Here is a 22,085-nt window from a genome sequence, read left to right as displayed (position 1 = left end):
CGGAACGGCAGCAGCCGTCGTCAGTTTCCGTAGCGAGAGGCTATGTCGCGAGACAGTGTCTCGCCTTCCTTCATGTAGCGGCTGATGGCTTCCGTCGCCGAGGCGGTGCATTGGGTATAAGTGCCGCCGAAGGACCGGTAGCCGCGGTTGAAGCTGGCGATGAAGCGGGCGCGCCGCTCCGGGTTCGGATTTTCCGATGCGATCAGTTTTTCCATCTCGGCTCGCCACCGGTCGCCTTTCTCGCCACACAGATTACGCAGGAAATGCAGAGAACCGAGCACTTCCGCCAGCCGCATCAGCCCAGGCTCGAATGGCGCTTCGGCAGCGATTGCCGGACGCACGCCGAAACTCACACTGACGGCGAGGCAGGCGGCGAGAAACGAGGACGTGCGGCTCATGAGGCTTTGTGCTGAAACAATTTGTCGCCTGCAAGGCGATTCTCTGGCTCAGGTCTCGCCGTCTTTGTTGGGGCCGAGTAGATCGTCGGCAATTTCAAACACTGCATCGGCGAGCGGCATCGCCGTCATTTCGGCCAGCGTATAGAAAGCCGCGGTTTCGGCGTCGTCGCTGGCAACCGCCTCGCCGCCGGCATAATTGGCCCCAAACACCGTCAGCCAGTAGTCGACCGGATGCCCGTCGCCGCTGCCGTCGATGTGGATTTCCCGCAGCGGCCGGTAGCCGCGCGCCTGCAATCGGGTCTCTTCCAGCAATTCGCGCCGTGCTGCCTGTGCCAGCGTCTCGCCGGCTTCGACCTTGCCGCCGGGAAAGGCATAGAGGCCTTGCGAGGGCGGCCTGGCCCGCTTGACCAGCAGCACCGTGTTCTCGCGCACGACGCAGACCGAGACTGCCGGAATGATCTTGCGTGCTTCCATGGGCTCCGGATCGCTCGATTGGCATAGCCCGTTGTGGACCGGCCGTCGGCGAACAGCTTTAGCGGTTGCGAAAGGCGGGTTCCATGGCCACTTTCACATGCCACCAATTCGAGAGCTGAATTCATGTGCGGACGCTTTGCTTTGACAGCCACTCCGGACCAGACCGCCGCCTTTCTCGGCCTGGCGGAACTTGAGGGGTTTCCGGCCCGCTACAACATCGCGCCGACGCAGCCGGTGCTGATGGCGCTCGCCGGATTGCCGCAGGCGCCGGGCTCGAACCTGCCCGACCGCCGCTCGATGCTGGTGCGCTGGGGCCTGATCCCGGCCTGGGTCAAGGATACGGGTAACTTCCCGCTGCTGTTCAACGCGCGTTCTGAGGGCGCTTCGGAAAAGGCGTCGTTTCGCGCTGCCATGCGCCATCGCCGCGCCCTGGTACCGGCTTCGGGATTCTACGAATGGCACCAAACGGGTGGCAGAAGAGGGCAGCCCTATTGGGTGCGGCCAAGGCATGGCCGGCTTGTCGCCTTCGCCGGGCTGATTGAGACCTATGCCGAGCCGGGCGGGTCGGAAATGGACACCGGCGCCATTCTGACCGCCCATGCCAATGCCGATACTGCCCATATCCACGACCGCATGCCGGTGGTGATCCATCCCGAGGATTTCGCGCGCTGGCTGGATTGCCGCACGCTCGAGCCGCGCGACGTGGCCGATCTGCTGAGACCCGCCCAGCCCGATTTCTTCGAAGCGGTCCCGGTTTCCGACCTCGTCAACAAGGTCGCCAATACCGGGCCGGAGATTCAGGAGAAGGGCGTCGTCGAGCCTGAGCCCGAGAAGGTCAGGCGCCAGAAGTCCGGCGCGAACGACAGGCAGATGAGTTTATTTTAGCAAAAGCTACTATTACGGTACGCCGTGAGCGCCTCAATCTTCCCGACGGCATTCTCAGGCAGCGCGCGGCGAAACGATCTTCTGCGCCGGCTTCTTCTTCTTCGCGGTGTGCAGAAGAGCTGCGACGATTGCTGCCGGGCCGATCGCCCGGTAGTGGCTGGCGAGCGCCGGTTGCTTGGCGCGGTTGGATTCTTGCTTAGCCATTGTTCTCTTCCCTGGTAACGTCTTCGTGTCTGCATTTGCTGGCCGAATCCGACCAAATCGTGACGCTTGCTGATCTAGCCGGCGAATGTTTCATGACAGTGCCGACCTGTTTAATAAAATGTTTCAATAGCTCAATTCCTGTGAGGCAACGATATTTTTGGCGAAGGTAGCGACTTGACGGCAACACCGGGCAAGGCGATAAAGCCCGCCATGAGAACGTCTTTCGCCATTTGTGGCATTTGCATTATCGGCTAGCCTCGCGCTGGTCCTGGACGTTTTCGCCTTCCTCCCAGATTGGACAAACGCCCCGGCCAGCAGGCTGGACCCCGATTTGCGCCTCGGCGTAACCGACTCCATCCAGAGCACGATCCCAAAAGATCATGCCAAAGTAACGCACCGGGAACGCACGTATGTCTGACGCATCGAAGAGCCTGCGCCTCTACAATACGCTAACGCGGAGCAAGGAGGATTTCTTCCCGATCGATCCGCGCAACGTGCGCATGTACGTCTGCGGCCCGACGGTCTACGACTTCGCCCATATCGGCAATGCGCGGCCGGTGATCGTCTTCGACGCGCTGTTCCGTTTGCTGCGCCATCTCTACGGGCAAGCGCACGTCACTTACGTCCGCAACATCACGGACGTCGACGACAAGATTAACGCCCGCGCACTGCGTGATTTCGGCGACGAGATTGCATCGGGCAAGCTGTCGCTGAACGAAGCGATCAGGCGGGTCACCGAAAAGACCGCCGGTCAGTTCCACAAGGACGTGGCGGCGCTCGGTTGCCTGGAGCCGACGGTCGAGCCGCGCGCCACCGAGTTCGTCGAGCCTAGGCCCGACGGCAAGGTCGACATGATCTTCTTGATTCAACGCTTGATCGAACGCGGCCATGCCTATGTCGCGGCTGGAGAAGTCCTGTTCGACACCGCTTCCATGCCGGACTACGGGCAGTTGTCGAAGCGCAATCTCGACGAGCAGCAGGCCGGCGCCCGCGTCGCCGTCGATGCGCACAAGAAAAACCCCCAGGATTTCGTGCTCTGGAAATTGTCTTCGCCCGAGGAGCCGGGCTGGGACAGCCCGTGGGGCAGGGGTCGGCCGGGCTGGCACATCGAGTGCTCGGCGATGTCGGCCGCCTATCTCGGCGAGGTGTTCGACATCCATGGCGGTGGTCTCGACCTGATCTTTCCGCACCACGAGAACGAGATCGCGCAGTCGCGTTGCGCCCACGGCACCGAAACGATGGCCAAGGTGTGGATGCACAACGGTTTCCTGCAGGTCGAAGGTCAGAAGATGTCCAAGAGCCTGGGCAATTTCTATTCGATCACCGAATTGCTGGAGACGGAGACCTTTGGCGGCCGCAAATGGCCGGGCGAGGTGCTCAGGCTGGCGATGCTGATGACGCACTATCGCGAGCCGATCGACTTTTCGGTGCGCAAGCTGGAAGAGGCGGAGAATACGCTGCGTAAATGGAAGCGGGCGGCCGATCTGGCGCCGCCGACGGCAAAGCCGGTGCCGGCGGATGTGATCGAAGCGCTGTCGGACGACCTGGCCACCTATGCCGCATTCCAGTTGCTGACGCAGTTGGCTGGCGATGCTGTTGATTTCGCCGTTGGTAGCGGCAACGCCGCCGCCGAAGACAACGATGCTGCCGCTTCACTGAAGACATCGCTGTTGTTCCTCGGCTTCGATGTCGCAACAGCCAAGGTGGATGAAGACGCCATTGCCAAGGCGATCGCCAAACGCCTCGCGTTGATCGCCGCCAAGAACTGGGCCGACGCCGACCGCATCCGCGACGAGTTGCTGGCGCAAGGCATCCAGTTGAAGGACGGCAAGGACCCCGTCACCGGCGAACGCATCACCACCTGGGAGGTAAAAAGATGATCGATCATCTCGGCATCACCGTTTCAGATTTCGACGCGTCGAAGGCTTTTTACGACAGGGCGATGGCGCCGCTCGGCGCCTCGCTGCTCTACATGGTGCCGCAGGAATATACCGGCGGCGCCAAGGTCGGCGGCTACGGCCGCGACCGGCCGGTGTTTTGGCTGCACGCCGGCAAGGACAAGCCGAAGGATCATCAGCATGTCGCTTTCACCGCGCGCAGCCGCGCCGAGGTCGATGCCTTTCACGCCGCGGCGATCGCCGCCGGCGGCAAGGACAATGGCGGGCCTGGCCTGCGCCCGCACTACCATCCGAACTATTACGCTGCCTTCGTCCTCGATCCCGACGGCAACAATGTCGAGGCGGTCTGCCATGCTCCGGAGTAGTGCGCGATGAGCCTCGACAACAGACCGGTGTATACAGGCGGCTGCCAGTGCGGCGCGGTGCGCTTCCGCGTCGAAGGCACGCTCGGCGATGCTTCCGTCTGCCATTGCCGCATGTGCCAGAAGGCGAGCGGCAATTTCTACCTGCCGCTGGTCTCGGTGCGCGGCGCAAAGCTTGACTGGACGCGCGGTGAGCCCAAACGCTTCCGCTCGTCCAACGCGGCTTTGCGCGGTTTCTGCGCCGAATGCGGCACGCCGCTGACCTTCGAAGCGCCCGACGGCGTGGCGCTCGCCATCGCCGCATTCGACCACCCCGAGGAGATCGCGCCGACGATCCAATGGGGTGTCGAAGCCAAGCTCCCCTATGTGGATCATGTTCACGAATTGCCCGGTGAGGAAACGATGGCCGACGTCTCGTCTGCCTCCTATCTCGCCGACCTCGTCTCTTACCAGCATCCCGACCACGACACCGAACAATGGCCGACGGAGGAAAGATCATGACCGAAACCGTTCGTACCGGCGGCTGCCAGTGCGGCGCCGTGCGCTTCCGCATCCACGGCGCGCTCGGCCGCCCCTCGATTTGCCATTGCCGCATGTGCCAGAAACAGTTCGGCTCGTTTTTCGGCGCGCTGGTGACGGTGCCGAGCGACGGCGTCGAATGGCTGCGCGAGGAGCCGAGTTACTTTCAGTCGTCGGTCAACATCGATCGCGGCTTCTGCGCCCGCTGCGGCACACCGCTGACCTACCGCCAGCCCGGCGCGCTGGAGATCGCCATCGGCGCCTTCGACGACCGTTCCGATCTGGCGCCGCAGATCCAGGTCAACTACGCCGCCAGGCTGCCCTGGGTCGAGACGATCTTCGACGCGCCGGTCCATGACGACCCGGATTTCTACGCGCGACAGGAATCCATCATCTCCTTCCAGCATCCCGATCACGAGACGGCCAACTGGCCGCAGCAGGGCCTGAAATTATGAGCAGCGAATTCCGTACCCTCTATGCCGAGATCGAGGCTTTCGAGTCCGGCATGCTCGACGTTGGCGATGGCCATCAGGTCTATTGGGAGCGCTCAGGCACCCGCGGTGCCAAGCCGGCTGTGTTCCTGCATGGCGGGCCGGGCGGCACCATTTCGCCAAAGCACCGGCGGCTGTTCGATCCGAAGCTGTACGATGTCATCCTGTTCGACCAGCGCGGCTGCGGAAAATCGACGCCCAATGCCTCGCTTGAAGCCAACACCACCTGGCACCTGGTCGCCGACATCGAGCGCCTGCGAAAAATGTGCGGCTTCGACAAATGGCTGGTGTTCGGCGGCTCGTGGGGTTCGACGCTGGCGCTGGCCTATGCCGAGACCCACCCCGAGCGGGTCAGCGAACTGGTCGTGCGCGGCATCTACACGCTGACCCGCGCCGAACTCGAATGGTACTACCAGTTCGGCGTGTCAGAGATGTTCCCCGACAAGTGGGAGCGGTTTGTGGCGCCGATCCCGGAGGCTGAGCGCGGCGACATGATGGCCGCCTACCGCAAACGGCTGGTCGGCAGCGATCCTGTGGCGCAGGTCGAGGCCGCCCGCGCCTGGAGCCTGTGGGAGGGCGAGACGATCACGCTGCTGCCGGAACCGGAAACCAGCGGTCCCTTCGGCCAGGATGATTATGCCCTGGCTTTCGCCCGCATCGAGAACCACTACTTCGTCCATGCCGGCTGGCTGGAAGAGGGACAGCTGCTGCGCGATGCATGGAAGCTTAAGGATATCCCGGGTACCATTGTTCACGGCCGCTACGACATGCCGTGCCCGGCGCGCTATGCCTGGGCGCTGCACAAGGCGTGGCCGAAAGCGGATTTCCATCTGATCGAAGGCGCCGGCCACGCCTATTCGGAGCCGGGCATCCTCGACAGGCTGATCCGCGCGACGGACATGTTTGCCGGGAAATGACCATGGCTCGCGAGCGCCTTTATCTGTTCGACACCACGCTGCGCGATGGTCAGCAGACGCCGGGTATCGACTTTTCCGTGGAGGACAAGATCGCCATCGCCAAGCTGCTCGACGAGTTCGGCATTGACTACGTTGAGGGCGGCTACCCCGGCGCCAATCCAACCGACACCGCCTTCTTTGCCGAGCGTCGCACGGCCGATGCCAAGTTCGTCGCCTTTGGCATGACCAAACGGGCAGGAGTGTCGATCTCGAACGATCCCGGCCTTGCCGCGCTGGTCCAGTCGAAGTCGGACGCCATCTGCTTCGTCGCCAAGAGTTGGGACTACCATGTCCGCATCGCGCTCGGCTGCACCAATGAGGAGAACCTCGAGGCGATCAAGGCCTCGGTCGAGGCGGCGCTCACTGCCGGCAAGGAGGCGATGGTCGACTGCGAGCATTTCTTCGACGGCTTCAAGGCCAATTCAGATTATGCGCTGGCCTGCGCCAGGACGGCTTATGAAGCCGGCGCGCGCTGGGTGGTGCTGTGCGACACCAATGGCGGCACGCAGCCCTCCGAGGTGCGCGCCATCGTCGAAAAGGTGATCGCGGCCGGCATACCGGGCGACCATCTCGGCATCCACGCCCATGACGACACCGGTCAGGCGGTGGCAAATTCGCTTGCCGCCGTCGAGGCCGGCGTGCGCCAGATCCAGGGCACGCTGAACGGCATCGGCGAGCGCTGCGGCAACGCCAACCTGATCTCGATCGTGCCGACATTGGCGTTGAAGCCGGCCTTTTCGGGCCGCTTTGCTACAAGCATTTCGGCAGAGGCGTTGACCGGTATATCGCGCCTGTCCCGCGCCTTCGACGAGTTGCTGAACCGCGCGCCCGAAGCGCAGGCGCCCTATGTCGGGGCCTCCGCTTTCGCCACCAAGGCCGGCATCCATGCCTCGGCGCTCGCCAAGGAGCCGGCGACCTACGAGCATGTGCCGCCAGAGACTGTCGGCAACCGCCGCCGCGTCATGGTTTCGGACCAAGGTGGGAAGGCCAATTTCCTCGCCGAGCTGAAGCGGCGAGGCATCGACATGCCCCGGGATGACCATCGCCTCGACGCGCTGATCGCTGTGGTCAAGGAGCGCGAGGCCGAGGGCTACGCCTACGAAGGTGCCGACGCCAGCTTCGAGCTTCTGGCGCGCAAGATGCTGCACGGCCTGCCGGAATTCTTCCGCGTCACCTCGTTCCGCTGCATGGTCGAGCGCCGCTTCGATGCCAACGGCCAGCTGAAGACGGTCTCGGAGGCGATCGTGAAAGTGCTGGTCGAGGGCGAGGAGAAGATGTCGGTCGCCGAAGGCCATGGCCCGGTCAACGCGCTCGACATTGCGCTGCGCAAGGATCTCGGCAAATTCCAGAGCGAGATCGCCGATCTCGAGCTGGCCGACTTCAAGGTGCGTATCCTCAATGGTGGCACCGAGGCGATCACCCGCGTGCTGATCGAATCGCATGACGGCACCGGCGCGCGCTGGTGGACGGTCGGCGTCTCCGAAAACATCATCGATGCTTCGTTCCAGGCGCTGATGGATTCGATCGTCTACAAGCTGATGAAGAACCGCGACATGGCGGGATTGGCGGCGGCGGAGTAGCGTTGAACCATCAGCGAGACTCCATTGATCCATCAGCAATTTGCGATGGTTTTGGGCAAGCCGCTGGCGCATAGCCTTGGGCCATGGCTACCCAAGCACTTCAAATCGAGGCCGATACCAAAGCTCGTCGCGGCTTCCTGCTGGCGCTCGGGGCCTACCTGCTTTGGGGGCTGCTGCCCTTCTACATGAAGGCTGTCGCGCATCTGCCGCTGGCCGAAGTCATCGCCCACCGCATCGTCTGGTCGGTGCCAATCGCGGCCGCTGTCCTGGTCTGGGCCGGCCGCACTGCCGATTTCAAAGCGGCAGTTCGTTCGCCGCGCATCATTTCGATGGCGGTGCTGACGGCGGCGCTGATCTCGGTCAACTGGGGCATCTATGTCTGGGCGATCGCGGTCAACCGCACCATCGAGACGGCGCTCGGCTACTACATCAACCCGCTGGTCAGCGTCGTTGTCGGCGCGCTGCTGCTCGGGGAGCGGCTCGACCGCCTGCAGATCGCGGCGGTGGTGCTGGCGGCAATCGCGGTCGCGGTGCTGACCATCGACGCCGGCAAGCTGCCCTGGGTGTCGCTGGTGCTGGCCTTTTCCTTTGCCGCCTATGGCTTCTTCCGCAAGACGCTGCCAATCGGCCCGAGCCAGGGCTTCCTGCTTGAAGTGCTGCTGCTGTCGGTGCCGGCACTCGGTTACATCATCTTCCTGATCGCCACAGGACAGGATCATTTCGTCTCCAGCTCGCTGAACGACACCGCCTTGCTGATCGGCTGCGGTCCGGTCACCGCCGTGCCGCTGCTGTTGTTTGCGTTCGGCGCCCGGCTGCTGCGCCTCTCCACCATCGGCATCATGCAATATATCGCGCCGACGATCGTCTTTTTGATCGCGGTGCTGATTTTCGGCGAACCCTTCGGCACCGTTCAGGCCATAGCCTTCGGACTGATCTGGGCGGCGCTGGCGATGTACTCCTGGTCGATGTTTTCTTCGGCGCGCAAGATCGTTGCCGCATCCGCTCGAGCCACCTAACGAAGAAAAGGCGGCTGGCCAGTCTTAATGCCGGCAGCCGCCTCTTTCACGATCGCTCAGCGCTTCGGCCCGAAGCCGGGATAGGGCTGCAGCGGCACGACGGCGGCAATGTCCATCATGCCGGCCTTGACCAGCGGCAAGGTTGCGAGATGGTTGCGCACGTCGGCATCGCTGCCGGCCTCGAACATCATGCCGCTGCCGGGAATGTCGCCTCGATTCCACACCTGACGCACGGCGCCTTCGGCATAGAGCGTGCGGCGCTGCTCGGCCTCGCCAGGCAGCAGTGGCGCGAAATCGGCGTCGGTGAACTTTTCGGTGTTGCGCGCAAGAAGGGCAAAGAACTGCATCGGAATCTCCTGATGTTGGCCGTTGGAATGGCGAAAATATTCGCTTCGACTGGCCAGACAGTCCAAGACTGATTAGGCTAAAGTTGAGACCTTACGGGACTTTAGCATCGGAGCAACAATGTTCGACCTGCGCCAGCTCCGCTATTTCATCACGGTGGCCGAAACCGGCAATGTCGGGCGTGCCGCCGAATTGCTCCGCATCTCGCAGTCGCCGCTCAGCCGTCAGATCATGCAGCTGGAGGAGCAACTGGGCGTCGCATTGTTCGAGAGGGCGAGGCAGCGTGTTCATCTCAATCCCGAAGGCCGCGCCTTTCTTGCCGAGGCGCGTGCGCTGCTGGCCCATGCAAGACGGCTGGAGGAGCTCGGCCGCAATCTCGCCAGCGGTACGGTCGGCCGTCTCGCCATCGGCTATGTCGAAGGCGCGGTCCATGCCGGGCTTGTCGCTCGGATGCTGCGCCAGTTTCGCCGCGACCGGCCCGAATTTCATCTTCAACTGAAGGGCCAGCGTTCCGCCGCGCAGATCGAAGCGCTGCGCGAACGATCGCTCGATCTGGGCCTCGTCTACACGCCTCCTTCTGCCGATGATCCCGACATCGCCGCCATGCTCATCATGCGCGAGCCGCTGGTTCTGGCGATGCCGGAAAGCGATCCATTGGCCGATATCGCGGAGATGCTGCCGCAGCAACTGGACGGACGCACCTGGATCACGGTGGTGCGCCAGCCTGACGACACCAACCGCAGCCAATTTCTCGCCGCCTGTGCGAAGGCCGGCTTCCTGCCCGACATTGCCTATGAGACGACCGATCCGTTGACGTCATTGGGCTTGGTCAGCGCCGGGCTTGGACTGGCGACGGTGCAGGCCAGCCTGCGGAGTGCCGCGCCGCCTCAGATCGTGTTTCGTGATCTGCCGTGGTTCGAACGCACGGTCTCGATCCATCTCGCCTGGCGGCGTCAGGACAAGCGTGCGGTCATTGCCGACTTAAGGAGGGCGGTAGGGCAGGGGTGAATAGTGAATAGTGAATAGTGAATAGTGAATAGTGAATAGTGAATAGTGAATAGTGAATAGTCAGTAGGGGATAGACAGGCGCCGGTTCGGAAGGTCTTGTACTTCACCATTCACCATTCACTCTACATCTTATCAATCACCGACTGCACGCCCTCCGTCGGTGCATCTACGGAGGAGCCCGCCACCATGATAGCGGCGACGATTGCTTCCGGGTCCTCGACCACCAGCGGCTTGACCCGTTGCGCCGTGTGGATGAAGCCCTCCGTTGCCATGTGGTCGAGCAACGCCAGCATCGGATCCCAGAACCCTCCAATGTTGCCGAAGACGATCGGCTTGCGATGATGGCCGAGCTGCGCCCAAGTCATGATTTCGACGATCTCCTCGACGGTGCCGATGCCGCCGGGCAACGCCACAAAGGCGTCGGATTTCTCGAACATCCTGTGTTTGCGCTCGTGCATGTTGTCGGTGATGACGAGTTCGTCGAGCCGGTTAAGTGCGGTTTCGGTCGCCTCCCGGTTGATCAGAAAACGTGGAATTATGCCGGTTACCTTGCCGCCGGCCTTTAATGCCCCTTCAGCGACGGCACCCATGATCCCTTTAGTGCCGCCGCCATAAATCAGACGCAGGCCGGACTTGGCGATCGAGCGGCCAAGCAGGTGTCCGGCCTTGATATAGGTCTCATCTCGGCCCGGGGACGAGCCGCAATAGACGCAGACAGATCGAATCGTGTTCATGTTATGATTGGTGATAGGGACTATTGGCATGGTCAAGCCCTGGGGCGGGCTTTTTCTTGTCGGCTTTGGTAAAACAGGCTAGACCGAAATTAGGTGGCTAAGGGGCAGGGAAACATGGCAATTAATCCATTGAAGGCGTTTTTGTTCGCGGCTGGCGGCTCTGTCGCCGCGGCGGGAACCGCCTATGTATCGGGCGCACTCGACCCGTATCTCAATTCCGCCCCGCCTGCGGAGGTCGCGGCGCTGACGCCGCCGGCTTCGAAACCGGCCGCTCCGGCGACCGAGGGCCGGCTGCCGCCTGCGCCTGCCGCGTCCACCGATGCGGCAGCGCCCGCCGCCCCGGCCGCAGCAGGTGCAATCGTGCCGACCTTCGATATCGTGCGTGTCGAAAGCAACGGCTCGATCGTCGTCGCCGGCAATGCGGCGCCCAACGCCAAGGTCGAGATTCTCAACGGTTCGACTGTGCTCGGCTCGACGGTGGCCGGTCCCGACGGCGCCTTTGCCATTATTCTCGACGATCCGCTGAAGCCCGGCGACTACACGATCACGCTGCGCTCGACGGCTGGCAATGTCGTGATCGCCTCGGCGCAGACCGCCGTCGTTTCGATCCCCCAGAATTCCACCGGCCAAGTGCTGGCAATGGTCGAGGAGCCGGGCAAGCCGTCCGAACTGCTCACTGTTCCAGCCCCTGAGGCAAAATCTGATGCCTCGCCGCCTGCCACCGGCACCGAACTGCCGGCCGCCGCCGCGCCGGCGCCAGCCGCCCCGGCCGCCATTGAAGCCCCACCGGCTCCGGCAGCGCCCGCCACACCGGCAGCGCCTGCTGCTCCCGTGGCGGAGCCCAAGATCGTCGTCGAAGCCGTCGAAATCGACGGCAACAAGATTTTCGTTGCCGGCGTCGCTGATCCCGGCCGCAAGGTGCGCGCCTATGCCAACGATATCCTGCTCGGCGACGCGAAGACCTCGCCCGACCGCCACTTCCTGGTCGAAGCGACACGCGACATTCCGGTCGGCACCTACACCATTCATGTCGACGCGCTCGACGCCGACGGGGTGACGGTGGTGGCTCGTGCCGCCGTGCCGTTCGAGCGCGAGCCGGGCGAGGCGGTTGCCGCCGTCGCGCCCGCCGAGCCAAAGCCTGCCGAGATAAAACCAGCCGAGCCGAATGCTCCGGCGACCAAAGCCGCGCCGGCTACGCCGGCAACAGCCGCCGAAACGCCCGCAACTGCGCCCACTCCTGCCACCGAGGCCCCGGCCGAAATGGCCGCCACAACGCCTTCGGGCGAAACTCCCGAGACGGTGGCTCCAAAGCTCGAACATGCCGATGGCGCAGTCATTATCCGCCGCCATGACACGCTGTGGCGGATTTCGCGGCGGGTCTATGGCCAGGGCATGCGCTACTCGACCATCTATCTCGCCAACCAGGACCAGATCAGCAATCCGAACCGCATCTGGCCGGGGCAGGTGTTCAAGGTGCCGGAGAAATCGAAGGAAGGCGAGCCCGCCGATCTCAAGGCAATGGGTGACCAAATGACGACGGCGCCAGCCAAGACCGAGTAGCGTTCTGCCCATCAGGATAGCTTGCGGCAGGGCCAGTCATCGTTTATCGCCGATGGACGATGACCGAATCCCCCCTCGTAACGGACCGACGCCGCGCGGCAGATGAACACGCGCCGGCCAACTGCACGCCGGATAGCCGCGCCGTCGCTGTCCAGCTCGCGGCCCTTTCGCATCCAGCGCGGATCGACATTCTCAAACACCTTTCCGCCAGCCGTTCCTGCTGCTGCCGCGAGGTCGTCGAGCATCTCGACCTGGCGCAGTCCACCGTTTCCCAGCATTTGAAGATACTGGTCGAGGCCGGGCTGATCCGCTTCGAGCCTGACCGCCAGCGCTCGCGCTATGAACTCGACCGTGCCGCGCTCGCCGATGTTTCCGCATCGTTAGCCGCGCTGGTCGATTCCTGCTGCTCCGGCCGCTAAGATATAAAAGGTAAACAAGAATGGCCGAGAAAACCGTTTCCGCCGATTCCGGCTCGACCTTCAGAACGTTGCGCAATCTCTGGCCGTATATGTGGCCGGCCGACCGCGCCGATCTGAGGGCGCGCGTGGTGTGGGCAACCGTACTGCTGGTTGTCGCCAAGCTGACCCTGGTGGCCGGACCCTATTTCTTCAAATGGGCGACGGACGCGCTGGCCGGCGATAGCAAATCGCCGCCGCCGCTGCCGGCCTTCCTGCTGGCGCCGGTCATGCTGGTCGTCGCCTACAATGCCGTGCGGCTGGTGCAGCTCGGCTTCAACCAGTTGCGCGACGCCCTGTTTGCACGGGTCGGCCAGCATGCGGTGCGCCGGCTCGCCTTCCGCACCTTCGTGCACATGCACGAACTGTCGCTGCGCTTCCACCTCGAACGGCGCACCGGCGGACTGTCGCGCGTCATCGAGCGCGGCACCAAGGGCATCGAGACGATCGTCCGCTTCACCATGCTGGCGACGGCGCCGACGATCGTCGAATTCGCGCTCACCGCCGGCATCTTCGCCGTCACCTATGGCTGGCTATACGTCTTGGTGATCGCGGTCACGGTCTGGCTCTATGTCTGGTTCACCGTCAGGGCGAGCGATTGGCGTATTTCGATCCGCCGCGAGATGAACGACAGCGACAATGAAGCCAGCACGAAGGCGATCGATTCGCTGCTCAACTACGAAACAGTCAAATATTTCAACAATGAAGCCATGGAGGCCGAGCGCTTCGACCGTTCCACGGCGCGCTATGAGGTGGCGGCGACCAGGACCTGGACCTCGCTTGGCTGGCTGAACTTCGGCCAAGGCGTCATCTTCGGCATCGGCATGACCGTCGTCATGGTGCTGTCGGCGCTCGAGGTGAAGGCAGGCACACAGAGCGTCGGCGATTTCGTCTTCGTCAACGCCATGCTCATGCAGCTTTCGGTGCCGCTGAATTTCATCGGCATGATCTACCGCGAAATTCGCCAGGGCCTGACCGACATCGAAAACATGTTCGATCTGCTCGACGTCAAGCGCGAGATCGTCGATCGGCCGGGCGCCAAGCCACTGGTCGTCGAAGCCGGCAAGGTCGAGTTCCGTGACGTGCATTTTTCCTACGACCCCAACCGCAAGATACTGAAGGGCATCAGCTTCGAGGTGCCGGCCGGCAAGACGGTGGCCATCGTCGGCCCCTCCGGAGCCGGAAAGTCGACCATTTCGCGGCTTTTGTTTCGTTTCTACGACATTCAGCGCGGCAAGATTCTGATCGACGGCCAGGACATTCGCGACGTCAAGCAGGAGAGCTTGCGCGCCGCCATCGGCATGGTGCCGCAGGACACGGTGCTGTTTAACGACACCATCGCCTACAACATCCGCTACGGCCGCATCGGCGCCAGCGAGGAGGATGTGCGCAAGGCGGCAGAACTGGCCCAGATCGGACCGTTCATCGAGCGGCTGCCCGACGGCTATCGCTCAATGGTCGGCGAGCGCGGGTTGAAACTGTCCGGCGGCGAGAAGCAGCGGGTGGCGATTGCCCGCACCATCTTGAAGGCACCGCCGATCCTGATGCTCGACGAGGCGACCTCGGCGCTGGACAGCCACACCGAGCAGGAGATCCAGGCGGCACTCGACCTGGTCAGCCAAGGCCGCACCACCCTCGTCATCGCCCATCGGCTGTCTACAGTGATTTCGGCCGACGAGATCATCGTCCTGCAGGACGGCCAGATCGCCGAGCGCGGCACCCATGCCGCCTTAATGGCCAAGCGCGGCCTTTATGCATCGATGTGGGACCGCCAGCGCGAGGCAAGCGAGGCCGAGGAGCGGCTGCGCATTGCCCGCGAAAGCGACGAGTTCGGCGTCGTCGTCCGCCGCCGCACCTCGGAGGTGAGCTGAAAATTCGTGCTTGACCTCAACTTAAGTTGAGATCGTAGACCGTTTTGGATCGCAGCAAGATGCGTCGTTGAAAACGGAGACAATCGATATGAGTGAGATAAATCAGGCAGTTAGTGGCGGCAGCGTATTCCGGGTGGACAAGTTTGTTGTTCCGGCCAACGCCCGCGAGGAGATTCTTGCCAAGGTCCGGATGACGCATGAATTGCTGCGCCAGCAGCAAGGGTTCGTCCAGGATTTCCTGCTTGAGCAATTCTCGGGGCCGGGCGAGTTCAACCTCGTGACCATTGTCGAATGGGAAGGGCAGGCCGCTGTCGACAAGGTCGTGCCGATCATCAAGGCTGCGCATGAGCGCATCGGCTTCAATCCTCAGGAGACCATTGCGCGACTTGGCGTCAAGGCCGATATTGCCAACTATCAGCGGATTCCCGGGGTGTAAGCTCTCTACGGCCAGCCGGCGCCCGGCGCAGTAGCCTCGACGCTGAGCACTTGGCCGGTACGGGCATCGCTGATCATATGTTCGAAGCCGCGCCATTCGGCGGCGACGATGAACAGCGTTTTTCCCTCGCTGCCGCCGAGCATGCAGGCAAAGCAGCCGCGGTCGACATCGACGCTTTCGATCATCGCGCCGCCTTCGCGCACCCGCACGCAATGCCGGTTCGGAACGTCGGCGTACCAGGCCGCACCTTCGGCATCGAGACAGATGCCGTCGGGAAAACCGTTGCCGAGATTGGCCCAGATCCTGCGGTTGGAAAGGTGGCCATCGGCAGCGATGTCGAAGGCGGTCAGCCGGTTGGCGTGGGACTCGGCAACGATCAGCGTCTTGTTGTCAGGCGTCACTGCCATGCCATTGGCGAAGGCGAGGTTCTCAGCCACCTGCTGAACCGAGCCGTCAGGTGCAACCAGCACGATGGTGCCGGGGCCGAAATGCTGGCCGGGAGCCGGAGCAGGCCCACCGCCATTGACATAGATGTTGCCGCGTCCATCGACGACGATCTCGTTCCACGGGCCCTTTGATAATTGTCTCAGATCGGCATGGGTGACCAATGTTCCGTCTGCCTCCTGCCTGAGGATCAGCCCTTCGCGGCCGGAGACGACAAGCAGGCGCCCGTCCGGAAGCCAGTCAATGGAGTAGGGCAGGGTGGCCGGCACGGTGAGCACGATCTCGCTGTTGCCCAGAGCGTCAACGGCGATGATCTGGCCTGTGCCCCAGTTGCAGAACCACAGCCGGCCATCGTGCCAGCGCGGCGACTCGCCGAAGGCCAAGCCGTTCATCACCACTTGCACTTGCCTAGCTGCTAATTCCTGCATGGGCCGAGAACCTCCGGGTTTGCGCAAATCGTCATGGCTGAAAGGCCGATGAGAGGCGCTGTCTTGCCAAGGACGGGCCAGAGTGCTGCGTTCCGACAATGAGGATGGCGACGGCGTCGTTTATATTTGACCTGAGTAGCCGCACGGAACCGCGCGATGCGCCGTGCGCCTCCACTCATCCTTCTTCAATGAAGTATAACCGGCCGGTGCTTGCGGACGGGAAAGTCAAATGCAAGAATCACGTTGGCCCGCAGAAATCCTGTTGTGGCAAGCATGAAGGGCGTTTGGCGTGTTCGAAAGATTTTCCCGCTGGGCCAAGAAGAAATTTCAGCGATCAGCGACCATTTCACCGGCTCGGTCCAAGCAGTCATTCCCAGGCAAGCCATCATCTTCGGTGATCGTGCCGCGCTCAGTCGTGGAAGACGCGGCCGACAATCCTTTCGGTCTCATTGTAGCCGTCAGAGAATTCGTCGAAGCCATGGTCTCCCAAGGCCTTTACCGTTCCACCGAAATCAGCCCCAAGGCAATGCAGGCCTGTCATGCCGATGACTATTTGGCTGAGGTCAACAATGGCGGCCATAGCCAGTTCATCTATAATTCTGGCGAAGAACTCGACACCGTCATTGCCGACGCACGCACCGCCCTCGTCGGCAAGAGACTTGGCCGTGTTGAAGCGCAGGCAATAGAAACGGTGCTCGAATTGGCCGCAGCCTATCATGCGCCGGTCGCTGTCGACCTCTTGCTGCGCAGGGCCGGGTTCGATCCGACCGATGCTGTCGTCTCTGCGAACTCGGTCGTGCCTAGGGAAGGCGGCGCGGTTGTGAACTGGGTGGTTATGGCCGACGAGCATGTATTCCTCCTCCAGTCGACCCTGAAAGGCGGCGTGCTACGCGGCACCCACGAAGAGAGCTTGGCGGAGGCCGATCGGCGCGAGCTCGAGGAGTATTTCGACCAAGCGGCGGCAGCGGGTGCCTGAGTGGATTTCGCTTGGCCGTTCTGAGACGGCGACGACCGCCACCTCCAAGCGCTCCCATTGTCGCGTTGCGACCGCGGGGTGTTTCCGCTATTGAGGCCGGACTTGGAACCAAGGTTGTCCTCATCCCATGAGCCTCGTCGACACGATCAAGAATGCGTTCGTTCCGATCCATCGCGAGGGTTATCCCTTTATCGCTGCGTTCGGCGCGGCGACGCTCTTTCTGGGCTATTTCTCCTCGACCCTGTTCTGGATCGGTCTCATCCTGACCGCCTGGTGCGCCTATTTCTTCCGCGATCCCGAGCGTGTCACGCCGATCGACGACCGGCTGGTTGTCAGCCCTGCCGACGGCATCGTCTCGGCGGTCGGCCCGGCCGTGCCGCCGCGCGAGCTTGGCCTCGGCGGCGGTGAAATGACCCGCATCTCGGTGTTCATGAACGTCTTTTCCTGCCACGTTAACCGCTCCCCGGTGCGTGGCCGCATTTCCAGGATCGAGCATCGGCCAGGAAAATTCCTCAACGCCGAACTCGACAAGGCAAGCACCGAGAACGAGCGCAACGGGCTGGTCATCGAAAGCCCCAATGGAACGGTCGCCGCGGTGCAGATTGCCGGCCTCGTGGCGCGGCGCATCGTCTGCTGGGCCGAGCCCGGCGGCGCCATCGGGACCGGCGAGCGCTTCGGGCTGATCCGCTTTGGCTCGCGCGTCGATGTATTCCTGCCCTCGACCGCGACGCCGCGTGTCGCCGTCGGCCAGACCGCGGTTGGCGGTGAGACGGTGCTGGCGGAATTCGGCGGCGTTGCCGCAACGCCGCTCGTGCGGGTCTCCTGACCGGTGGCGCCGCCGTTCAAGAAATTCGAGGCGCATGGCGGCGGTGGCCCTCGCATTCGCGAAATCCCGATGCGCATGGTGCTGCCCAATCTGGTCACGGTGCTCGCCATCTGCGCCGGCCTGTCCGGCATCCGCTTCGGCTTCGAGGGCCGCTTCGAGCCGGCGGTGGTGATGGTGCTGCTCGCCGCCTTCCTCGATGGTATCGACGGCCGTCTGGCGCGAATGCTGAAGGCGACTTCCAAATTCGGCGCCCAGATGGATTCGCTGGCCGATATCGTCAATTTCGGCGTGGCACCGGCGCTGGTGCTCTATGCCTTTCTGCTCGACAGGGCAGGTTCGCCGGGCTGGATCGCGGCGCTGCTGTTCACCATCGCCTGTGGGATGAGGCTTGCCCGCTTCAACGTGCTCGACGAAGAGCTCGACCGTCCGCAGTGGCAGACCGAATATTTCGTTGGCGTGCCGGCGCCGGCGGGTGCGGTGCTGGTGATGCTGCCGCTCTATCTGTTCTTCCTCAGGCTTGGCCTTGAACCCAGCCGCCTGGCAGCCTTCATTGCCACCGGCTTTACAATATTGGTGGCGTTCCTGCTGGTCAGCAGACTGCCCGTCTATTCCGGCAAGAGCGTCAGGATACCAGGCGACAGGGTGCTGCCGATCATCCTCGCAGTCGTCCTCTACGTCCTGCTTTTGATGACCTATCCCTGGTACACGCTGACGGCCTCGGTTGCCGGCTATCTGCTCTTCTTGCCGTTCAGCGTGCGCGCCTATTCGAGACGCGCCAAGCGCGAAGGCGAGAAGGTGCCGTCCTCGGACATTGGCTGACAGATTTGGTGCCAATTCCTCCTGCGCCTGGCAGTGCACGAAAAGGGTCACCAGTTTAGATCAGGGAGCGGCTCGCAGGGGACGCGGCGCTGTGGGGGCATCGCCGCGTTTTCGGAACTTGCTGGGCGCCTGACCGTTTGTATCGGTAGATTCGTTTGAGCGGCTGCTCGTGATACGTCGTCAGCGTCGCGCAAGCTGCCGCATCGGGCGGCAGAACCATCGGAAAACGAGGAGAAATGGCTGTCATCCTCATTGGCGTGTTACTGACTGTCGCCGGCTTTGTCTATATGGCGGTAGCAGTCATCATGCGCGGGCGGCTCAGTGAGCCGACCGCTGTCTCCACCGCGCCGGATAGTGCGACGCCTAATCTCGCAACACCAGGTCCAACCTTGGAGCCGCGGCGGCGCGGGCTCCGTTTTCTCGGCCTGTCGCAGAACTGGCCGGGCCTGCTGATGATGGCCGTCGGCGCCATTCTGCTGTTGTCGGTGGTGGTCCTCTAGAGTTCTCGACAGCAAACCTCAGGCGGCTGCGCTCAGTCCCAGCCTCTCGAGTGCCAGCTTTCTAGTCGAGACATAGTCGGTCTTGCCGGAGCCCAGTACCGGGATCTCCTCGACCTTGACGATGTCGTTCGGCACCATCAGTTCGGCCGCGCCGGCTTTTTTGCCGAATTCGCGCAATTCGTCGGGATCGGCATTGTCGGCGGTGGTGACGAGAACGAGGCGCTCGCCGCGCCGCTTGTCTGGCACCGCCACCACGGCGTGATGCTCTTCCGGCCATAGCGACTGCACCAGCATCTCGACCGCACCAAGCGATACCATCTCGCCGGCTATCTTGGCGAAGCGCTTGGCGCGGCCGCGAATGGTGATGAAGCCTTCGCGATCGACCGAAACGATATCGCCGGTGTCGTGCCAGCCTTCGAGCGGCTGCAGCTCGCCAGGCCGGTCGCCAGTCATGTAGCCCATCATCAGGTTCGGCCCGTCGAGCCACAGCCGGCCGGCGTCGCTGATGCCTTCGACCGGTTCGAGTTTCATGCGCATGGCCGGCAGCAGCCGCCCGACCGTGCCGTCGCGGCCGTGGATGGCTGTGTTGACGGCAACCACCGGTGCGGCCTCGGTCAAGCCAAAACCTTCGATGATCTCGGCCTGGAAGCGTTCGCGATAAACCCGGCGCGTCTCCGGCTTTACCGCTTCGGCACCGGCCACGACGAAGCGCAGGCTGGAAAAATCGCCGTCCTTGGCGGTGCGGGCATAGTTGGCGAGGAACGTGTCGGTGCCGAACATCACCGTCGGCCGGACCTTGCGCGCCACCTCCGGAATAAGCTTGTAGTGGAGCGGTGAGGGGTAGAGGAACAGCTTTACTCCGGTGACCAGCGGCAGGATGGTGCCGCCGGTCAACCCGAACGAGTGGAACACCGGCAGCACGTTGAGCAGGATGTCGGCCGGCGAGATAGTGATGCGGGCTTCCGCCTGCATCGCATTGGCAAGAAGGTTCCGGTGCGACAGCACCACGGCCTTGGGCGTGCCTTCCGAGCCGGAGGTGAACAGGATCACCGCCGGCTTGGCCGCATCCTGGCGCTGCAACGGCCAGCGCCACAGCAACGCGGCTGCGGCCTTGTCCAGGACGGTCACACTTGCGCGAACATCCTCCAGCCACAGCAGTTTCGCCCCGCCCTTTTCCACCGCCTCGACGATGTCGACGAGGTTGGCCTTTTCGACAAAGGCGCGTGAGGAGACCACGGTCCGGATCACCGCCGTGCGGATGGCGGCGGTGACGCTCGCCGGGCCGGAGGTATAGTTGATCATCGCTGCCACCCGCGCAGCCGACAAAAGTCCGACGAACGACAGCACGACGCCATTGGCGTTGGGCAGGAGCAGCCCAACCGCTTCGCCCGGCGCTGTTATTGCCTCGAAGCGGCGGCCCAAAACCCTGGCGCCGATGAACATTTTCCGGTAGCTCAGCGCACCGCCAATGACGTCCTCGATAATTGGGTGCGAAGCGCCAACACGGTCGGCGGCATCGCGCATGGCGAGAAACAGGCCGCGATCGAGATCGCTGCCGAAAAGCCTGGCCTCGGCGAAGCGGTCAAACAGCGCATTGGTGTTGGAGGCCTGATCTGGGTTCCGCGCCACCAGCTCGGCGATGGTCATCGGCTCCAGCGCGCTGATCGACAGCTGCGGAAACCAATGGCGCGGCGCCTTGTCTGCCGGCGTCAGCGAAGCCGGCAGGCTGCGTGCGCCGGCAACAAAGACCGGCACGATGCGGGCGTCGGCCTGCATGGCGATACGGGTGATGGCGCGAAACAACCGAAACGACTTGACGTCGGGCTCGACTGCATCCGGCAGGTAAACGGCGAGCCGGCCCTTGCCCTTCAGCACCCGCACCAATCTGCGGCTGACGAAGACATGCTCGGCGTTGAAGGCGATGGTGCGGCCGAGCTCGCGCCACGGCTCCAGCCACGGCGATCCGGCCGAAGCCTGATCGAGGATGTGCAGCGTGTCCTCCGGCAGCAGCGACAGCATCAGCGCCGGCTCGATGCGTGACTGATGCCAAATGACGTAGATGACGGGGGCCGCCGACTTGCGGGCAATCTTGATGCGCTCGTCGCTGATCCGGTAGGCGAGCTTGAACGGCACGTAGAGCAGCGCCTGGCTCAAGCGCAGGCCGAGGCGGAACTTCTCCACCACGCCGATCAGCAGACAGGCCGCGACAAGACCCGCAAGCAGCGCCAGTGTCAGGATCATCGCCGCATCTCCCAACGATCTCACGTCACGGCTCTTCAGTGGCCGCTTCGGGTGAGAACCTAGCCGAAGTTGGATCAACGTCAATGCGGCTCCATTTTTCCTTCTCTCCTATCTTTAATTGGGCTCGGCTGCCTATCGCAGCTACGCCGCTTTCATCCTTCCGCTGATGAAGCGGAATTCCTGCGTCTTGCCGCCAAAGCCATAGGCGGCCGCAGGCACTTCATGCACGAGGGCGTAGCTTTCCTCATGCACCTTGCCCAGCAGCCGGCCGAATGCGGCGAAAATTGCCTGCAGATACGCCTCCAGTTCGAGCTTGGTGTTGGTGCCGTCGACAACCTTGATGTCGAGCCAAGCCGTGTTGGCGCCATGCTCGGCCAGCGACTTGCCGCCGGCGAACCAGTGCTCGGGGTCGTGATAGGAAATGGCAACAGCTGTAATCGTCGCGTCCTTGCGCAGATGCGTGGCCGTCAGTTCGGTCACTTCCTTGGCAATGGCGGCGGACAAAGCGGCATCGGGCTTGCCGGTAACGCTGACATTGATGATCGGCATATTTCTTCTCCTCGGTTTCAAGCGGCGCCTCTTCGCCGTCGAGAAAATCATGCCATCGTCCTTTGATCAAAAAAATCGAATTGTTTTTGATAAACACTTTGATAATATCG

General features: G+C 62.9%; 25 protein-coding genes. 17 read left to right on the top strand and 8 right to left on the bottom strand.

The features are described 5' to 3' along the window. Nucleotides 1–20 precede the first annotated feature (20 nt). Both NKH13_RS06895 and NKH13_RS06890 read right to left on the bottom strand, forming a co-directional pair. Nucleotides 21–398 (bottom strand): TIGR02301 family protein, encoded by a 378-nt coding sequence (locus NKH13_RS06895; protein ID WP_352467197.1) that lies wholly within the window; start codon nucleotides 396–398, stop codon nucleotides 21–23. 48 nt (nucleotides 399–446) lie between these two features. Next, complete coding sequence (locus NKH13_RS06890; protein ID WP_352911565.1) at nucleotides 447–872, bottom strand: NUDIX hydrolase; 426 nt, start codon at nucleotides 870–872, stop codon at nucleotides 447–449. 123 nt (nucleotides 873–995) lie between these two features. Here NKH13_RS06890 and NKH13_RS06885 point away from each other — a divergent pair, with 123 nt between their 5' ends. Further along, nucleotides 996–1,757 carry an SOS response-associated peptidase gene (locus tag NKH13_RS06885; RefSeq protein WP_352911562.1) on the top strand — a complete coding sequence of 254 codons (762 nt, stop codon included), beginning with the start codon at nucleotides 996–998 and terminating at the stop codon, nucleotides 1,755–1,757. A 54-nt stretch (nucleotides 1,758–1,811) separates the two neighbouring features. On the opposite strand, the gene NKH13_RS06880 is transcribed toward NKH13_RS06885, so the two are convergent. Then, nucleotides 1,812–1,961, bottom strand: coding sequence for a hypothetical protein (locus NKH13_RS06880; RefSeq protein ID WP_352911561.1), 150 nt, complete (start codon nucleotides 1,959–1,961; stop codon nucleotides 1,812–1,814). 410 nt (nucleotides 1,962–2,371) lie between these two features. Here NKH13_RS06880 and cysS point away from each other — a divergent pair, with 410 nt between their 5' ends. From cysS to rarD, 7 genes are all read left to right on the top strand, one after another. Then, nucleotides 2,372–3,841, top strand: a complete 1,470-nt coding sequence (gene cysS, locus NKH13_RS06875; protein ID WP_352911558.1) for a cysteine--tRNA ligase — start codon at nucleotides 2,372–2,374, stop codon at nucleotides 3,839–3,841. Next, entirely contained in the window at nucleotides 3,838–4,224 is a 387-nt protein-coding gene (locus tag NKH13_RS06870) for a VOC family protein (RefSeq protein ID WP_352911555.1), read from the top strand. Before cysS ends, NKH13_RS06870 begins: the two co-directional genes overlap by 4 nt. Before the next feature lie 6 nt (nucleotides 4,225–4,230). Further along, a complete protein-coding gene (locus tag NKH13_RS06865) occupies nucleotides 4,231–4,722 on the top strand; it encodes a GFA family protein (protein WP_352911552.1) in 492 nt (163 codons plus the stop codon). Further along, nucleotides 4,719–5,195 (top strand): GFA family protein, encoded by a 477-nt coding sequence (locus tag NKH13_RS06860; RefSeq protein ID WP_352911549.1) that lies wholly within the window; start codon nucleotides 4,719–4,721, stop codon nucleotides 5,193–5,195. Before NKH13_RS06865 ends, NKH13_RS06860 begins: the two co-directional genes overlap by 4 nt. Next, nucleotides 5,192–6,148, top strand: coding sequence for a prolyl aminopeptidase (gene pip, locus NKH13_RS06855; RefSeq protein WP_352911548.1), 957 nt, complete (start codon nucleotides 5,192–5,194; stop codon nucleotides 6,146–6,148). Before NKH13_RS06860 ends, pip begins: the two co-directional genes overlap by 4 nt. Next, nucleotides 6,145–7,767, top strand: coding sequence for a citramalate synthase (cimA, locus tag NKH13_RS06850; RefSeq protein WP_352911546.1), 1,623 nt, complete (start codon nucleotides 6,145–6,147; stop codon nucleotides 7,765–7,767). The genes pip and cimA overlap by 4 nt, the downstream gene beginning before the upstream one ends. Before the next feature lie 83 nt (nucleotides 7,768–7,850). Next, a complete protein-coding gene (gene rarD, locus NKH13_RS06845) occupies nucleotides 7,851–8,783 on the top strand; it encodes an EamA family transporter RarD (protein ID WP_352911543.1) in 933 nt (310 codons plus the stop codon). A gap of 56 nt (nucleotides 8,784–8,839) precedes the next feature. On the opposite strand, the gene NKH13_RS06840 is transcribed toward rarD, so the two are convergent. Beyond that, nucleotides 8,840–9,130, bottom strand: a complete 291-nt coding sequence (locus NKH13_RS06840; RefSeq protein WP_352490924.1) for a muconolactone Delta-isomerase family protein — start codon at nucleotides 9,128–9,130, stop codon at nucleotides 8,840–8,842. Between the two features lie 118 nt (nucleotides 9,131–9,248). Between NKH13_RS06840 and NKH13_RS06835 the strand changes: the two genes are divergently transcribed. Continuing rightward, nucleotides 9,249–10,136, top strand: coding sequence for a LysR family transcriptional regulator (locus tag NKH13_RS06835; RefSeq protein ID WP_352911540.1), 888 nt, complete (start codon nucleotides 9,249–9,251; stop codon nucleotides 10,134–10,136). A 122-nt stretch (nucleotides 10,137–10,258) separates the two neighbouring features. Here NKH13_RS06835 and NKH13_RS06830 read toward each other — a convergent pair whose 3' ends face one another. Then, nucleotides 10,259–10,870 (bottom strand): LOG family protein, encoded by a 612-nt coding sequence (locus tag NKH13_RS06830; protein WP_352911537.1) that lies wholly within the window; start codon nucleotides 10,868–10,870, stop codon nucleotides 10,259–10,261. 114 nt (nucleotides 10,871–10,984) lie between these two features. On the opposite strand from NKH13_RS06830, the gene NKH13_RS06825 reads away from it, so the two are divergent. The 4 genes from NKH13_RS06825 to NKH13_RS06810 all read left to right on the top strand — a co-directional run bounded on the left by NKH13_RS06825 (nucleotide 10,985) and on the right by NKH13_RS06810 (nucleotide 15,192). After that, a complete protein-coding gene (locus tag NKH13_RS06825) occupies nucleotides 10,985–12,430 on the top strand; it encodes a LysM peptidoglycan-binding domain-containing protein (protein WP_352911535.1) in 1,446 nt (481 codons plus the stop codon). Between the two features lie 59 nt (nucleotides 12,431–12,489). Beyond that, entirely contained in the window at nucleotides 12,490–12,849 is a 360-nt protein-coding gene (locus NKH13_RS06820; RefSeq protein WP_352911533.1) for an ArsR/SmtB family transcription factor, read from the top strand. Nucleotides 12,850–12,869: 20 nt separating this feature from the next. Then, nucleotides 12,870–14,756, top strand: coding sequence for an ABCB family ABC transporter ATP-binding protein/permease (locus NKH13_RS06815; protein ID WP_292662189.1), 1,887 nt, complete (start codon nucleotides 12,870–12,872; stop codon nucleotides 14,754–14,756). A gap of 88 nt (nucleotides 14,757–14,844) precedes the next feature. Beyond that, nucleotides 14,845–15,192, top strand: a complete 348-nt coding sequence (locus NKH13_RS06810; RefSeq protein WP_352717518.1) for an antibiotic biosynthesis monooxygenase — start codon at nucleotides 14,845–14,847, stop codon at nucleotides 15,190–15,192. A 5-nt stretch (nucleotides 15,193–15,197) separates the two neighbouring features. Here the strand turns inward: NKH13_RS06810 and NKH13_RS06805 are convergent, their stop codons facing one another. Further along, nucleotides 15,198–16,064 carry an SMP-30/gluconolactonase/LRE family protein gene (locus tag NKH13_RS06805; protein ID WP_352911529.1) on the bottom strand — a complete coding sequence of 289 codons (867 nt, stop codon included), beginning with the start codon at nucleotides 16,062–16,064 and terminating at the stop codon, nucleotides 15,198–15,200. A 400-nt stretch (nucleotides 16,065–16,464) separates the two neighbouring features. Between NKH13_RS06805 and NKH13_RS06800 the strand changes: the two genes are divergently transcribed. The 4 genes from NKH13_RS06800 to NKH13_RS06785 all read left to right on the top strand — a co-directional run bounded on the left by NKH13_RS06800 (nucleotide 16,465) and on the right by NKH13_RS06785 (nucleotide 19,185). Beyond that, entirely contained in the window at nucleotides 16,465–17,040 is a 576-nt protein-coding gene (locus NKH13_RS06800) for a DMP19 family protein (RefSeq protein WP_352911527.1), read from the top strand. 127 nt (nucleotides 17,041–17,167) lie between these two features. Further along, nucleotides 17,168–17,866 (top strand): phosphatidylserine decarboxylase, encoded by a 699-nt coding sequence (locus NKH13_RS06795; protein WP_352615861.1) that lies wholly within the window; start codon nucleotides 17,168–17,170, stop codon nucleotides 17,864–17,866. A 3-nt stretch (nucleotides 17,867–17,869) separates the two neighbouring features. Continuing rightward, nucleotides 17,870–18,685 carry a CDP-alcohol phosphatidyltransferase family protein gene (locus NKH13_RS06790; RefSeq protein ID WP_023719846.1) on the top strand — a complete coding sequence of 272 codons (816 nt, stop codon included), beginning with the start codon at nucleotides 17,870–17,872 and terminating at the stop codon, nucleotides 18,683–18,685. A gap of 236 nt (nucleotides 18,686–18,921) precedes the next feature. Further along, complete coding sequence (locus NKH13_RS06785; protein ID WP_352911525.1) at nucleotides 18,922–19,185, top strand: hypothetical protein; 264 nt, start codon at nucleotides 18,922–18,924, stop codon at nucleotides 19,183–19,185. 18 nt (nucleotides 19,186–19,203) lie between these two features. Here the strand turns inward: NKH13_RS06785 and NKH13_RS06780 are convergent, their stop codons facing one another. After that, nucleotides 19,204–21,426, bottom strand: coding sequence for an AMP-binding protein (locus NKH13_RS06780; protein WP_352911523.1), 2,223 nt, complete (start codon nucleotides 21,424–21,426; stop codon nucleotides 19,204–19,206). A gap of 141 nt (nucleotides 21,427–21,567) precedes the next feature. Next, a complete protein-coding gene (locus tag NKH13_RS06775) occupies nucleotides 21,568–21,975 on the bottom strand; it encodes a tautomerase family protein (protein ID WP_352467176.1) in 408 nt (135 codons plus the stop codon). Nucleotides 21,976–22,085: the final 110 nt, after the last annotated feature.

The sequence above is a fragment of the Mesorhizobium sp. M1348 genome (genome assembly GCF_040317925.1).
Taxonomy (GTDB): domain Bacteria; phylum Pseudomonadota; class Alphaproteobacteria; order Rhizobiales; family Rhizobiaceae; genus Mesorhizobium.
The sequence above is the reverse complement of the archived record's forward strand: the minus strand, read 5'-3'. Positions and strand labels throughout refer to the sequence as shown.

What these genes read in the sequence shown, in the direction of transcription:
- pip (WP_352911548.1), top strand. Translation starts at nt 5,192, where the DNA reads ATGAGCAGCGAATTCCGTACCCTCTATGCCGAGATCGAGGCTTTCGAG.
- NKH13_RS06885 (WP_352911562.1), top strand. Translation starts at nt 996, where the DNA reads ATGTGCGGACGCTTTGCTTTGACAGCCACTCCGGACCAGACCGCCGCC.
- NKH13_RS06830 (WP_352911537.1), bottom strand. Translation starts at nt 10,870, where the DNA reads ATGAACACGATTCGATCTGTCTGCGTCTATTGCGGCTCGTCCCCGGGC.
- NKH13_RS06890 (WP_352911565.1), bottom strand. Translation starts at nt 872, where the DNA reads ATGGAAGCACGCAAGATCATTCCGGCAGTCTCGGTCTGCGTCGTGCGC.
- cysS (WP_352911558.1), top strand. Translation starts at nt 2,372, where the DNA reads ATGTCTGACGCATCGAAGAGCCTGCGCCTCTACAATACGCTAACGCGG.
- NKH13_RS06870 (WP_352911555.1), top strand. Translation starts at nt 3,838, where the DNA reads ATGATCGATCATCTCGGCATCACCGTTTCAGATTTCGACGCGTCGAAG.
- NKH13_RS06835 (WP_352911540.1), top strand. Translation starts at nt 9,249, where the DNA reads ATGTTCGACCTGCGCCAGCTCCGCTATTTCATCACGGTGGCCGAAACC.
- NKH13_RS06840 (WP_352490924.1), bottom strand. Translation starts at nt 9,130, where the DNA reads ATGCAGTTCTTTGCCCTTCTTGCGCGCAACACCGAAAAGTTCACCGAC.
- NKH13_RS06785 (WP_352911525.1), top strand. Translation starts at nt 18,922, where the DNA reads ATGGCTGTCATCCTCATTGGCGTGTTACTGACTGTCGCCGGCTTTGTC.
- rarD (WP_352911543.1), top strand. Translation starts at nt 7,851, where the DNA reads ATGGCTACCCAAGCACTTCAAATCGAGGCCGATACCAAAGCTCGTCGC.
- NKH13_RS06815 (WP_292662189.1), top strand. Translation starts at nt 12,870, where the DNA reads ATGGCCGAGAAAACCGTTTCCGCCGATTCCGGCTCGACCTTCAGAACG.
- NKH13_RS06795 (WP_352615861.1), top strand. Translation starts at nt 17,168, where the DNA reads ATGAGCCTCGTCGACACGATCAAGAATGCGTTCGTTCCGATCCATCGC.
- NKH13_RS06865 (WP_352911552.1), top strand. Translation starts at nt 4,231, where the DNA reads ATGAGCCTCGACAACAGACCGGTGTATACAGGCGGCTGCCAGTGCGGC.
- NKH13_RS06895 (WP_352467197.1), bottom strand. Translation starts at nt 398, where the DNA reads ATGAGCCGCACGTCCTCGTTTCTCGCCGCCTGCCTCGCCGTCAGTGTG.
- cimA (WP_352911546.1), top strand. Translation starts at nt 6,145, where the DNA reads ATGACCATGGCTCGCGAGCGCCTTTATCTGTTCGACACCACGCTGCGC.
- NKH13_RS06810 (WP_352717518.1), top strand. Translation starts at nt 14,845, where the DNA reads ATGAGTGAGATAAATCAGGCAGTTAGTGGCGGCAGCGTATTCCGGGTG.
- NKH13_RS06880 (WP_352911561.1), bottom strand. Translation starts at nt 1,961, where the DNA reads ATGGCTAAGCAAGAATCCAACCGCGCCAAGCAACCGGCGCTCGCCAGC.
- NKH13_RS06825 (WP_352911535.1), top strand. Translation starts at nt 10,985, where the DNA reads ATGGCAATTAATCCATTGAAGGCGTTTTTGTTCGCGGCTGGCGGCTCT.
- NKH13_RS06860 (WP_352911549.1), top strand. Translation starts at nt 4,719, where the DNA reads ATGACCGAAACCGTTCGTACCGGCGGCTGCCAGTGCGGCGCCGTGCGC.
- NKH13_RS06775 (WP_352467176.1), bottom strand. Translation starts at nt 21,975, where the DNA reads ATGCCGATCATCAATGTCAGCGTTACCGGCAAGCCCGATGCCGCTTTG.
- NKH13_RS06780 (WP_352911523.1), bottom strand. Translation starts at nt 21,426, where the DNA reads ATGATCCTGACACTGGCGCTGCTTGCGGGTCTTGTCGCGGCCTGTCTG.
- NKH13_RS06820 (WP_352911533.1), top strand. Translation starts at nt 12,490, where the DNA reads ATGACCGAATCCCCCCTCGTAACGGACCGACGCCGCGCGGCAGATGAA.
- NKH13_RS06805 (WP_352911529.1), bottom strand. Translation starts at nt 16,064, where the DNA reads ATGCAGGAATTAGCAGCTAGGCAAGTGCAAGTGGTGATGAACGGCTTG.